11 protein-coding genes are annotated in these 12,295 nt (G+C 58.9%); 9 read left to right on the top strand and 2 right to left on the bottom strand.

All coding sequences use genetic code 11. From position 1 onward, the window contains the following. The first annotated feature begins 283 nt into the window (after nt 1–283). Complete coding sequence (locus LHW45_05915) at nt 284–937, top strand: hypothetical protein (protein MCB5285108.1); 654 nt, start codon at nt 284–286, stop codon at nt 935–937. A gap of 237 nt (nt 938–1,174) precedes the next feature. Here LHW45_05915 and eno read toward each other — a convergent pair whose 3' ends face one another. Continuing rightward, the gene (eno, locus tag LHW45_05910; protein ID MCB5285107.1) at nt 1,175–2,452 is read right to left on the bottom strand and encodes a phosphopyruvate hydratase; all 1,278 of its coding nucleotides are present in this window, start codon (nt 2,450–2,452) and stop codon (nt 1,175–1,177) included. Nucleotides 2,453–2,475: 23 nt separating this feature from the next. After that, nucleotides 2,476–3,420: an SPFH/Band 7/PHB domain protein gene (locus LHW45_05905; GenBank protein MCB5285106.1), complete on the bottom strand. Its 945-nt coding sequence runs from the start codon at nt 3,418–3,420 to the stop codon at nt 2,476–2,478. 210 nt (nt 3,421–3,630) lie between these two features. Here LHW45_05905 and LHW45_05900 point away from each other — a divergent pair, with 210 nt between their 5' ends. The 8 genes from LHW45_05900 to LHW45_05865 all read left to right on the top strand — a co-directional run bounded on the left by LHW45_05900 (nt 3,631) and on the right by LHW45_05865 (nt 12,282). Next, complete coding sequence (locus tag LHW45_05900) at nt 3,631–4,158, top strand: hypothetical protein (GenBank protein MCB5285105.1); 528 nt, start codon at nt 3,631–3,633, stop codon at nt 4,156–4,158. 48 nt (nt 4,159–4,206) lie between these two features. After that, a complete protein-coding gene (locus LHW45_05895) occupies nt 4,207–5,121 on the top strand; it encodes a phosphate butyryltransferase (protein ID MCB5285104.1) in 915 nt (304 codons plus the stop codon). Next, on the top strand, nt 5,118–6,035 hold the full coding sequence (locus LHW45_05890) for a phosphate acetyltransferase (protein MCB5285103.1): 918 nt from the start codon (nt 5,118–5,120) through the stop codon (nt 6,033–6,035). Before LHW45_05895 ends, LHW45_05890 begins: the two co-directional genes overlap by 4 nt. Continuing rightward, a complete protein-coding gene (gene rpiB, locus LHW45_05885; protein MCB5285102.1) occupies nt 6,032–6,472 on the top strand; it encodes a ribose 5-phosphate isomerase B in 441 nt (146 codons plus the stop codon). Before LHW45_05890 ends, rpiB begins: the two co-directional genes overlap by 4 nt. Next, a complete protein-coding gene (locus LHW45_05880) occupies nt 6,469–7,764 on the top strand; it encodes a serine hydroxymethyltransferase (protein MCB5285101.1) in 1,296 nt (431 codons plus the stop codon). Before rpiB ends, LHW45_05880 begins: the two co-directional genes overlap by 4 nt. 419 nt (nt 7,765–8,183) lie before the next feature. After that, a complete protein-coding gene (locus LHW45_05875) occupies nt 8,184–8,954 on the top strand; it encodes a mechanosensitive ion channel (GenBank protein ID MCB5285100.1) in 771 nt (256 codons plus the stop codon). A gap of 11 nt (nt 8,955–8,965) precedes the next feature. Further along, nucleotides 8,966–9,808 (top strand): DUF3078 domain-containing protein, encoded by an 843-nt coding sequence (locus tag LHW45_05870; GenBank protein ID MCB5285099.1) that lies wholly within the window; start codon nt 8,966–8,968, stop codon nt 9,806–9,808. 260 nt (nt 9,809–10,068) lie between these two features. After that, nucleotides 10,069–12,282 (top strand): hypothetical protein, encoded by a 2,214-nt coding sequence (locus LHW45_05865; GenBank protein ID MCB5285098.1) that lies wholly within the window; start codon nt 10,069–10,071, stop codon nt 12,280–12,282. The last annotated feature ends 13 nt before the right edge of the window (nt 12,283–12,295 follow it).

Here is a 12,295-nt window from a genome sequence, read left to right as displayed (position 1 = left end):
AAAGCGCAAAATGTGTGGATAACTGAGCTTTTTCAGGGTTCATGTTGAGAATATTTGAAAAAATTGTGGATAACTACAAAGTAGATCCTGGAAAGCTGGACTCTTTGGTATTACGCAAAGGTCTTATACCATCCGTGGACTTGCCCAGATAATCCTTGACAATTTATCGCCGCATGAGATTAACGCAACTGAAAAGGATCTGCGCGAAAACATCCGGGATGCTTATGAAAGCAAGCAAGAGACTGAACGCGCATTCACCAACCCGTTAACCAGGAGGTTACCGATGCTTAAGAGAAGAACTTCACGTCGCCTGTTCGCGACGTTTGGCTTCATGCTGCTGGCGCTCACCGTGTTTGGCTGCGCCTCCGTGAAGCACGTGAACACCACCGATGAGACGCTGGACCTCAGCAAGAACTCTGTGCTGCTGCTCAAGCTGGATACCAACAACCTGATCAACCCCATTTTCAAGCCGCGGATCGAATGGCTGCATCTGAAAAACATCACCACCAACAAAAGCTACAGGGTCTTCATCCCCTCTTCCGGAGTGGACATCGGCCAAAGCGACAGGGTGCTTCACTGGCTCGCCGTTTACCTTCCCGCCGGATATTACAAGATCGAGCGCATCAAAGGCTCCGCCTCCGCAATCCTCATGGACGCCGAGTTCGATTTTCCCACCACCCTCAATTTCAACCTGCCTGCCCGATCAGTTTCTTACGCCGGCACCATCGCCCTTTCCCTGCGGGAACTGAACCCCGACATCGGTGAAGTGCGCGCAGGATCCATCCTGCCCCTGATCAGCCAAACCGCCTCCGGCTTCGGCAAAGGCACTTTCGACCTGGCGCTGGATTCCAGCCAGGACGACCTGCGCCAGTTCCGCCTCAGGAAACGCGCCCTGGCCAACGCCGAGATAGTGACCGACACCGTCACCAAGCCCTGATCCGGCCGGAACGGTCCTGAACATCTAGGGTTTGGCAGGGTTTGGCAGGTTTCCGGGCTGCTTGGAAACCCCATCGGCTCCCAATATCAATACGGTATCAATACGGAATCAATACGGATTTCATCCGTAATGATTCCGTATTGATACCGTATTGATATTGGGAGCGAGCCAAGGAAAATCAGAAAAGGGCGGGGAAAATTCCCGCCCTTTCGATATGGTTTAGCGTTCCGCGAAGGATCAGCCGAGTTGTTTGATCACGGCTTTGCCGGGGAAGACGGCGGCAGCGCCGAGTTCCTCCTCGATGCGGATGAGCTGGTTGTATTTGTCCACGCGTTCGCTGCGGGAGATGGAGCCGGTTTTGATCTGGCCGGTGTTCATGGCCACGGCGAGGTCGGCGATGAAGGTGTCTCCGGTTTCGCCGCTGCGGTGGCTGACCACGCAGGTCCAGCCGGCTTTGTGGGCGGTGTTGATGGCGTCGATGGTCTCCAGCACGCTGCCGATCTGGTTGAGCTTGATGAGCACGCTGTTGGAGGCTTTGGCCGCGATGCCGCGTTTGATGATGGCGGGATTGGTTACATAGAGGTCGTCGCCCATGATCTGGATCTTGTCGCCGAGGGCGGCCTGGAGTTTGATCCAGCCTTCCCAGTCATTTTCGGCGAGGCCGTCCTCGATGGAGACGATGGGATATTTGGCCACCATGGCCACCCAGTAGGCGATCATTTCGTCGGTGGAGGCGAGTTTGCCCTCGAAGGCGTATTTGCCGTCGATCCAGAAGCTGGAGGCGGCGGGGTCGAGGGTGATGAAGACGTCTTCGCCGGGTTTGTAGCCGGCGGCGGTGATGGCTTCCATGATCACTTTGAGGGCCGCCTCGTTGTTTTCGAGGTTGGGCGCGAAGCCGCCTTCATCGCCAACTCCGGTGGCCAGGCCGCGGTCCTTGAGGATCATTTTGAGGGCGTGGAAGATCTCGGCGTTCATGCGGATGGCTTCGCGGAAGGATTTGGCGCCCAGGGGCATGATCATGAACTCCTGGATGTCGATATTGTTGTCGGCGTGGGAACCGCCGTTGATGATGTTGCTCATGGGAACGGGCAGGGTCACGGCGCCCACCCCGCCGAGGTAGCGGTAGAGGGGGAGGTCCAGTTCGATGGCGCTGGCGCGGGCGGCGGCCATGGAAACGGCCAGGATGGCGTTGGCGCCCAGCTTTTCCTTGTTGGGGGTGCCGTCGAGGGCCAGCATCACCTGGTCGAGCTCTGCCTGGTGGGTGGATTCCAGTCCGCAGAGGGCCGGAGCGATGATGTTATCGATGTTATCCACGGCCTTGAGGGTGCCTTTGCCGCCGTAGCGGGCTTTGTCGCCGTCCCGCAGTTCGATGGCTTCGCGTTCACCGGTGGAGGCACCGCTGGGCACGGCGGCGTGAGCTATCACACCGCTTTCCAGCTGGATGTCGGCTTCCACGGTGGGGTTACCGCGTGAATCCAGTATTTCCCGTCCCTTGATATAGAGAATTTCTGACATGGGGTTATGCTCCTTGGAGGTGTTTATTTTTCGAAGATGTTGGCCAGGGTCTTCACGGAACCAAGCAAAGCGGAGGATTCGTAGGGAATCACGACGGTCTTGTCGCCTTGTTTGGTCACTTCGGAGAAGGCGGCCACATATTTGAGGGCGATGAGGTATTGGGCGGGGTCCGTTTTGCTGTCTTTGACGGAGGAGGCGATGAGTTCGATGGATTTGCGTTCGGCCTCTGCCACCAGCAGCTTTGCCTGGGCCTCACCCTCGGCGCGGGTGATCTTGGCGGTCTTGTCGCCTTCGGCCACGCGGATCTGGAATTCGCGTTCACCGTCGGCCTGGAGGATCTTGGCACGTTTGTCGCGTTCGGCGCGCATCTCTTTTTCCATGGCGGTGCGGATCTCTTCCGGAGGCAGGATCTCCTGCAGCTCCACACGGTTGACCTTCACGCCCCACTTGTCGGTGGCTTCGTCCAGGATGTCGCGCAGTTTGGCGTTGATGGTGTCGCGGGAGGTGAGGGTGAAATCGAGGGTGAGTTCGCCGATCACGTTACGCAGCGAGGTTTGGGTTAGTTTTTCGATGGCCTCGGGGAGGTTGCCGATCTCGTAAACGGCCTTGTAGGGATCGGTGACCTGGAAATAGAGCAGGGCGTTGATGTTGATGGAAACGTTGTCGCTGGTGATCACGTTTTGACGGGGGAAGTCGTAAACGGTTTCGCGGAGGTCGATGCGGTTTTCCTGGCGCTGGGTGACGATCACGTTGCCGCGGTAGTCCGCCTTGTTGTAGCGCCAGTGGATGGGGCGGATCTTGTCGAAAATGGGAACGATGATGTGGATGCCGGAGGGCAGGGTCTTGAAATACTTGCCCAGACGTTCCACGATCACGACCTCGGCCTGACGGACGACAATGATGCTGCGGGAGATGAGGGTTATCACAAAGAGGGCGATAGTGATCCCAACCAGAATAGGAACTGTCATGATTCACTCCTTAGGGTTAAGCTTTGGTTCACGATATTTACGGCCCATAATCTGACAAGGAAAAAAAACCTCGGGCCGGGGCAGCGGAAAATTGCACTTGACAAATATCAAAACTTCCGGCGGAGATGTTTTTTTCCGGACAAAGCGGGTTTTGGGGCCGGACATCCCGGTTCACTTGCAGATATATTAGTTCAAAGCAGGGAGATAACAATGAAAAAAGTTCTGGTTTTGCTGCTGTGCGCGCTGGCCCTCTGCGGCTGTGCCCCACGGCGGCTCAACGGCTGGAACGAAGAAGACGGGATCCTGCTGGCCCGGGAACTGGCGGCGGACATCGTTGGCAGCGCCTGGCTGCGCGAACACTTGGAGAGCCAAGGCCGCGCGCCCGCCCTGCTGATCCGCCCGCTGGAATGCCACGGCGAATGCCAGGCCTGCCTGAGCGGCCTGGAAACAGCCTTGGCGCGGGAATTGCTGCTTAGCGGCCAGGTCCGTCTGGTGCGGTTCCGGGGAGGGGAAAGTCCGCCCGCGGACAGCATCGGCCTGCTGCTGCAAGACCTTTCGCTGCAGGACAGCGGGGCCGACGCCCTGCTGACCGGCTGGCTGGAAGAACTGCCGGACCCCCAGCTGTTGACCCACAGGATCACGCTGCGACTGGTGGACGCGAACAGCCAGGAGCTGCTGCTGCAGACCGCAAGAACGCGCAGCAAACCGCTGTGGCTGAGGCTGGATGAAAAAGCCTGAGCACAGCTGACAAAGCATGATAGCAAAAATAACATACAGGGAGAATTAATGCAGATCACCAAACTGGACCAGATGTTCGAAATTCTGAAACCGCGTCCGAACAAGCGCCTGGTAGCCGCCTGGGCGGTGGACGCCCACACCATCTGCGCGGTGCATCAAGCCGTGGAAATGGACCTGGTGGAAGGCATCCTGGTGGGCGATGAAAAGCTCATCCGCAGGGTTTGCGAGGCTGAAAAGATCGATCCCTCGGTGTTCCGGATCGTGCCCTCCAGCTCAGACAACGCCGCCGCCAAAGCCGTGGACATGATCAACAGCGGCGAAGGGGATTTTCTGATGAAAGGCCTGCTGAGCACCGACCGCTACATGAAGGCCATCCTGAACAAGGAACGCGGCCTGATGGAAAACGGCGCCATCCTGGCCCACGTGACCGTGGCGGAACCCAAAAGCTACCACAAACTGCTGATCTTCGGCGACGTGGCCATCATTCCGCTGCCGGATCTGGCACAGAAAGTGGCCATCACGAACTATCTGATCCGCACGGCGCATTTTTTGGGCATCGAAAGACCCAAGGTGGGGCTCCAAGCCGCTTCGGAACAAACTTTGCCCAAGATACCCTCCTGCGCCGACGGCGCCCTCATCGCCAAGATGGCCCAGCGCGGGCAGATCAAAGGCGCGATAGTGGAAGGACCGCTGGGCTTCGACCTCATCGTGGACAAGGAAAGCGCGCTGATCAAAGGCGTGCAGAGCGAAGTTTGCGGCGACGCCGACTGCATCCTCTTTCCCAACATCGAGGCCGGAAACTGTTTCTACAAATCCGTGGTGAAACTGATGGACAGCGAACTCTGCGCCGTGGTGATGGGCGCCCGGGTGCCCTGCGTGCTCACCTCCAGGGGTGACAGCGAACGCTCCAAACTCTATTCCATCGCCCTTGCCGCGCTGCTGGCCGGAGCGGGACAGCCATGAACCCCATCCGCTCTTTGGAAGAGCTGGCCAGCCACGTGCGCGGGCTGGGCGGCAAAACCCGCATCGCCGTGGCCGCCGCGGAGGACCCGAACACCCTCTCCTCCATCGCCAGAGCCGTGTCTGAAGGTTTCGCCCTGGGCTTTCTGCTGGGCGATGCCCAAAAAATCGCAGCTGTCTGCGCCGCCGAGGGGATCGACCCCAGCCTGTTCGAGATCAGAAACGTGCCCGATCCGGGCGCAGCCGCCACCGAAGCGGTGAGAATGACGCGCAGCGGGGAAGCCGACGCGCTGATGAAAGGCCTGGTGGGCACGGACAAGTTCCTGAAAGCCGTGCTGAACAAGGAAAAGGGACTGCTGCCGCCCAAGGCGGTGATGAGCTACGTCTGCGCGCTGGAATTGCCCAAGCATAACAAGCTCCTCTTCATCAGCGACACGGCGGTGCTGCCCCAGCCGGACCTGGAGCAAAAGATCGCCATGGTGAACTACAGCGTGGCGATGGCCCGCCGCTTCGGCATCGAAAAACCCAAGGTGGCCCTCATCTGTGCCACCGAAAAGGTTTCCCCGGGCATGGAAAGCACCCTGCACAGTGCCCTCATCGCCAAAATGGCCCAGCGGGGCCAGATCAGGAACTGCGTGGTGGACGGACCGCTGGACGTATTTCTGGCCTGCGATCCCGCCGCGGGCGAGATCAAGGGCGTGGACAGCCCCATCGCCGGAGAGGCGGACATCCTGATCTTTCCCAGCCTGGAAAGCGCCAACAGCTTCTATAAAGGCCTGATGCTCTTCGCGGGGGGCGAACTGGCCGGGCTGATCCAGGGAACCGTGAAACCCGTGGTCGTGATGAGCAGAAGCGAAAGCGCGGCCTCAAAATATTATTGCGTGGCACTTTCGTGCCTCATGGCAGGTGAAAAATGAAAATAGCGATAGCAAGCGACCACGCCGGCTACGAACTCAAGGAAGCCATCAAAGCGGCCTTTCCGGAACACGAGTTCGAAGATTTCGGCACCAACTCGGTGGACTCGATGGATTATCCGGACACCGGCGCGCCCGCGGCGAAAGCCGTGGCCGCCGGCAAAGCCGAACGCGGCATCCTGATCTGCGGCAGCGGCATCGGGATGAGCATCACAGCCAACAAGGTGCGGGGCATCCGCGCCGCTCTGTGCACAAACACCGATCTGGCCCGCCTTTCCCGCATCCACAACGACGCCAACGTCCTCTGCCTGGCGGGGCGCTTCACCGCGGTGCCCTACGCCCTGGAGATCGTGAACAACTGGCTGAGCTCGATGTTTGAAGGCGGACGGCACCAAAGCAGAATTCAAAAAATCAAGCTACTGGAAGGAGACAAACAGTGAAACACATCCAAAGGCAAGATCCCGAGCTCTACGCGGCCATGGCGGCGGAACTGAAGCGCCAGCGCGAAAACCTGGAGCTGATCGCCTCCGAAAACTTCACCTCAATGGCGGTGCTGGAGGCCCAGGGCAGCGTTCTCACCAACAAATACGCCGAAGGCTACCCCTACCGCTGGAGCAAAAAGACCGGCAAGATCAACTATGACCTCTACGGCCGCTACTACGGCGGCTGCGAATACATCGACGAGGTGGAGCGCCTGGCCATCGAACGCGCCAAGCAGCTGTTCGGCAGCGAACACGCCAACGTTCAGCCCCACAGCGGTTCCCAGGCGAACATGGCCGCCTATTTCGCCCTCGTGAAACCCGGTGACACCGTGCTTTCCCTGGAACTGGCCCACGGCGGGCACCTCACCCACGGTCACCCGCTTTCCTTTTCAGGACAGTTCTACAACATCATCCACTACAATGTGAACAAGGACACCGAGCAGTTCGACTATGAAGAACTGGAGGCCCTGGCCAAGGAACACAAGCCCCAACTGATCCTGGCCGGCGCCAGCGCCTATCCCCGCAAGATCGATTTCGCCCGCTTCCGTGAGATCGCGGACCTGGTGGACGCCAAACTGATGGTGGACATGGCCCACATCGCGGGACTGGTGGCCGCCGGTTTGCACATGAACCCCGTGCCTTACGCCGATGTGGTGACCTCAACCACCCACAAGACCCTGCGCGGACCCCGGGCGGGGATCATCCTCTGCCGGGAGGAATATGCCAAAGAGATCGACGGCCGGGTGTTTCCGGGCATCCAGGGCGGCCCGCTGATGCACGCCATCGCCGGCAAGGCCGCCGCGCTTTACGAAGCCTTGCAGCCTGAATTCAAGGCCTATCAGAAACAGGTGATCGACAACGCCCAGGCCCTCGCCGCGGCTTTGACCCAGCAAGGGCTGAAACTGGTTTCCGGCGGCACGGACACCCATCTGATGCTGATGAACATGGGCACCGAGGAAGAAGGCGGCCCGAGCGGCAAAAAGATGGAGGAATCCCTCGACAAAGCCGGCATCACCGCCAACAAAAACACCGTGCCTTTCGATACCCGCAGCCCCTTTGTGGCTTCCGGAGTGCGCTTGGGCACCCCCTCCGTGACCACCAGAGGCATGGGCGTGGACGAGATGAAGCTGATCGCCGCCTTCATCAAGCGCGTGCGCGACAACCATGCCAACGACGAATACCTGGCCGCGATGAAGGCCGAGGTGCGCGAGCTGACGGATAGATTCCCGCTGTATCCGGATCTGGACTGATCCCGGGTTTTTCCAGACAAGGGCGGACGCTGTTCCGCCCTTTTTCTGTTGGCTGGGGTCGGGCGACGCGGGTGCATGACTGCAGCAAACATCCATCCCCCCAACGTCATTCCGGGCTTGACCCGGAATCCAGCAGCAACCTTCGCCCAAGCCTGGATTCCGGATCTCCGGAGCTAAAGCACCTGCGTCCGGAATGACGGTTCAGGGCGGGATGGTGGATGTATAAATCCGTGTAATCAATTAAATCAGTATGATCCGTAGGGAAAACGAAAACGGGAGCCGGTAAGGTGGGACCCGGATGTTTTAACTTGCGTGACAGTTGACCAATAAATATCTTGGCAATGTAACAAATCCCGATTATATATTCTGCAACAAAAAGATAATCCAGCGGCGACAGAGCCGTACCAAGGAGAAAGAAAATGAATATCAACTGGGAAGAACTTCCGGGAAAATTGGGAGCTTTCGGGATCAAGCTGGCCATTGCCCTGGTCATCTTTTTCATCGGCAATTGGATCGCCAAAGCCATCGGCAAGATGGTCCGCAACATGATGTTGAAACGCAAAGCGGACAATTCCATCGCCACCTTCATTGGCAACATCGTTTACGCCATTTTGCTGCTGATCGTGGTGCTTTCCGCGCTCAGTGTGCTGGGTGTGAATACTTCTTCCTTCATGGTGATCGTCGGCGCCGCCGTATTGGCCATCGGCATGGCCATGCAGGGCACGCTGGGTCAGTTCGCCAGCGGCGTGATGCTGATCGGCCTGCGTCCCTTCAAGATAGGTGACGCCGTGATCGCCGGCGGACAAACAGGAACTGTGCACGACATTGGCATCCTAAGCACGACCATCCTCACCAGCGACAACAAAAAGATCATCGTGCCCAACAGCGCCATTGCCGGCGGGGCCATCACCAATTTCTCCGCCATGCCCACCCGCAGGGTCGAGCTGGCCATCGTGGTGCCCGGAGCCACCGACCTGAACAAAGGACGTGACATCCTTAAAGGCATTCTGGACGCAGAAAGCCGCATCCTCAAAGATCCCGCGCCCTCCATCGCCATCGCCGACGCCTCCGCGGCCGAGATCAAATACGGGATCGCCGCCCACGTTAACAACGCGGACCTCGGCGCCGTGCAGGCCAGCCTGCTGGAAAACATCAAGCAAGCCCTCACCGCCGCCGGAATCTGGGCCTAAGGAGAAGATACATGAAAAACCTTATCCTCGTCACCACCATCCTGCTGGCTATGTGCTTTCTCGGAGCCGAAGCCTGGGAGATCGATTCGGACATCATGGTGAACCTCACCCAAAGCCAGTTCAGCGACAACTGGAACGGCAGCGAGCTCAGCAACATCACCTGGGCCGCCACCATGAACAACACCGCCCAGAAACAGCTGGCCGAGTGGCTGAAGAACAAGAACACCCTCAAGCTCGCCTTTGGCCAGACCCACCTCCAGAAAGAGAATGCCGCCGGCGACAGCGTTTTCTGGGAAGCGCCCCAGAAATCCACCGACCAGATCGCCTTCGAATCCCTAATGCAATTCACCCTCAAGAGCTTCGTGGATCCATACATTTCCCTGCGCGCGGAATCCCAGTTCCTGGATGAAACCGGCACCGAGACCCTGTTGGTAAATCCCGTGCTCTTCACCGAAAGCGCCGGCATCATGAAGACCATCATCGACGCCGAAAAGACCAAGCTGAACGTCCGCCTCGGCGGCGCCGTGCGCGAGAACTGGAACCGTCGCGTCTCCGGCATCCCCATCGACGGCGGCGTGGAGGGGATCGTGGAATTCAAACAGATCCTCGGGCTGCTCAACGCCAGCTATAACAGCCGCCTTTCCGCCTACCAGGCCCTGTTCAAATCCGACGCCACAGCCGCCGATGACAACTGGAAGGCCCTCGACTACAAGTGGGAAAACCTGCTCAGCTTCAACCTCTGGAAGCTGCTGAGCCTGAACCTGAACTTCGACGTGATCTATGAAAAGGAGCAGAGCCCGGACATCCAGTGGAAAGAGATCCTGGGCCTCGGCTTCAGCTACGCCCTGTTCTAGGAAACACTCATAAACCGCTTCAGGGGAGGATCTTTGGTCCTCCCTTTTTTGTGGGTAAACTTGGATGGAACCATCATCACGACAGGGTTTCGGGCGCAAAGAGGCGGAGGAACAGCGATGCGGATGTGAAAATAATCAACACCCCGGCTGAAACGGAGGCGATTTTCCCTTGACATATTTCCCCAAGTTATAAAGATTGATGTACGCGCCTTGGAGCGGATCGCTTTTCGTTTTCACCAGAAAATCAAAATGAGGAAAGAATGTCTCGATCAACCATCATCCTCTGCGCGGTCCTGCTGATGGGCTCCGCGGCGCTTACAGCCCAGGGCGGGGAGTGGGAATACTTCATTTACGGCAATGAAGTCCGCGCTTTAGCCCACAACTCCGGGAACGTGTGGATAGGAACCACGGCCGGATTGGTGCAATACGACACCCTCACCCAGCAAAAACAATTTTTCAACAAAGCCAACTCCCCCCTTGCTGACAACTGGATCAGTGCCCTGGCTGTGACGCCCTCAGGAATCCTCTGGATCGGCACTTCCAAAGGACTCTACCGCGTTGAGGGGGACAACTGGCAGTTTTTTGACAGCCTGAACAGCGGCCTGCCCACCAACGGGGTGCGCGAGATCCATTGCCTGTCCGACACCGAGCTGTGGCTGCTGATGGCCAACAACGGCGGAAATGACCACGTCTGCCACCTGGAGGGGGAAAACTGGGTGTCCTACTCCGCGGGCTCCTGCCCCATCGGGGGCCAGGCGATCAGGGACATGGCGCTGGACGCGCAGGGCGTTCCCTGGCTGGGCTGGTACAACACAAGCACCGGCACCTTTGGCCTCTCGCACTTCGCCGGCTCGTCCTGGATCACCCAGTCCTTATCCGCTCTGGGCCTGCCCAACCAGGACATCTTCAGCCTTGCCCACGACGGCAGCCGTCTCTGGCTGGGAACCAGCACGGGCCAGCTGTTCAGCCTCGGTGACGGAGGCGCGCAGGTTCATGATTTAACCCAGTATCCCTACAACATGTATTTTGTCACCGAACTCGGGGTGGACAGCCAAAACAGGCTTCTGGCCTCCTTCCATGCCTGGGATGATCAGGAATACCTGCTAAGAAGGCAGGGTGATGGCTGGGAATTACTGGACCCCAACCCCCAGGTGCCGCATCTGGAACTGGCCATGGCCCTGATGGAGGATGCCGGGGGCAGGATCTGGCTGGGAACCAATGGTGGGCTGGCCATCCATGACGGAAACTCCTGGAGCGCTTTCGACTGCTCGAACTCACCTCTGCCCACCAACAGCATAGGCTGCCTGGCGACCGACCACCAGGGCGACCTTTGGATGAGCTTACACAACTTTCAGGGAGGCATCTCCGCCCTGGCGAAAAAAAGCGGGGATGACTGGACCTTCATGTACAGCACGGACCATCCCAATATCCGCAATCCCAAAGACCTGGCCTTCGGCCCGGAGGGGACCATGTGGTTCAGGGACGATTACATCAGCAACGGAGCTGTGGTCAGTTTTGACGGAACCAACTGGGTCCAATACAGTTATAACGGCCAAAACCTGCCCGAAGGCATGCTCGCCCACCTTAACCTGGACGGCGACGGCATACCTTGGGTTGCGATCCACAGCCCGGACTACCAGACCCGCATTTACAGGCTGGAGCAGGGGGCCTGGGAAGAAAAGGCGGTGCTGCTGCCCCATGTGACCGACATGGCCTTTGACGGAGCGAACAATGCCTGGCTGGCCACCTGGGACGGCTTGGTTTACCTGGGGGACACCACCGAGATCTACACCACCCAAAACTCCGGCCTGCCGAACAACCAGGTCAGCTGCCTGGCTTACGGAGCGGACAGGAAGCTCTGGATAGGCACCTCGACCGGCCTTGGCAGCTATCTGGACGGTGTTTGGGAGGCCTGGGACCTGTTGCACGGAGACCATCCCTTCCGCTGTTTTGTGGATCTGGAGACCGCTCCGGACGGGCGCGTTTGGGGAGCCACCCAAAACACTGGCCTGGTCAGCTTCAACGGCACTGAATTCAGCACATTCGCGGAGAATAACTCCCCCCTGCTGGACAATTGGGTTTCCGGACTCGCGCTGGATCCCCAGGGTAACCTGTGGCTGAACGACCACGGAGACGGCCTCATCCGCTTCCACCCCTCCGCCACGCCGGCAACTGACCCTGCCCAGGTGCCGGAGCAGCAATTGCCCTGCCTCAGCGGCTTCCCCAACCCCTTCAATCCCTCCACCACCCTCAGGTTCACCCTGCCAGAAGGCGGCCCTGCCAGTTTGGCTATCTTCAACCTCCGGGGCCAGATTGTGCGGGAGCTCTGCTCCGCTGACCTGAAGGAAGGCGAACACAGCTGCGTTTGGGATGGCCGGGACAGCTTGGGCCGCGAAGTTCCCAGCGGCGTCTATTTCGCCCGCCTGAAAACGCGCGCGGGCAGCCGCGGCCTGAAGCTGCTGCTGCTGAAATGACCGGGATCCGCCC

The sequence above is a fragment of the Candidatus Cloacimonadota bacterium genome, from assembly GCA_020532085.1.
Classification (GTDB): Bacteria; Cloacimonadota; Cloacimonadia; order Cloacimonadales; family Cloacimonadaceae; genus Syntrophosphaera.
This window is presented reverse-complemented; position numbering and strand designations above follow the sequence as displayed.

What these genes read in the sequence shown, in the direction of transcription:
- LHW45_05915 (MCB5285108.1), top strand. Translation starts at nt 284, where the DNA reads ATGCTTAAGAGAAGAACTTCACGTCGCCTGTTCGCGACGTTTGGCTTC.
- eno (MCB5285107.1), bottom strand. Translation starts at nt 2,452, where the DNA reads ATGTCAGAAATTCTCTATATCAAGGGACGGGAAATACTGGATTCACGC.
- LHW45_05905 (MCB5285106.1), bottom strand. Translation starts at nt 3,420, where the DNA reads ATGACAGTTCCTATTCTGGTTGGGATCACTATCGCCCTCTTTGTGATA.
- LHW45_05900 (MCB5285105.1), top strand. Translation starts at nt 3,631, where the DNA reads ATGAAAAAAGTTCTGGTTTTGCTGCTGTGCGCGCTGGCCCTCTGCGGC.
- LHW45_05895 (MCB5285104.1), top strand. Translation starts at nt 4,207, where the DNA reads ATGCAGATCACCAAACTGGACCAGATGTTCGAAATTCTGAAACCGCGT.
- LHW45_05890 (MCB5285103.1), top strand. Translation starts at nt 5,118, where the DNA reads ATGAACCCCATCCGCTCTTTGGAAGAGCTGGCCAGCCACGTGCGCGGG.
- rpiB (MCB5285102.1), top strand. Translation starts at nt 6,032, where the DNA reads ATGAAAATAGCGATAGCAAGCGACCACGCCGGCTACGAACTCAAGGAA.
- LHW45_05875 (MCB5285100.1), top strand. Translation starts at nt 8,184, where the DNA reads ATGAATATCAACTGGGAAGAACTTCCGGGAAAATTGGGAGCTTTCGGG.
- LHW45_05870 (MCB5285099.1), top strand. Translation starts at nt 8,966, where the DNA reads ATGAAAAACCTTATCCTCGTCACCACCATCCTGCTGGCTATGTGCTTT.
- LHW45_05865 (MCB5285098.1), top strand. Translation starts at nt 10,069, where the DNA reads ATGTCTCGATCAACCATCATCCTCTGCGCGGTCCTGCTGATGGGCTCC.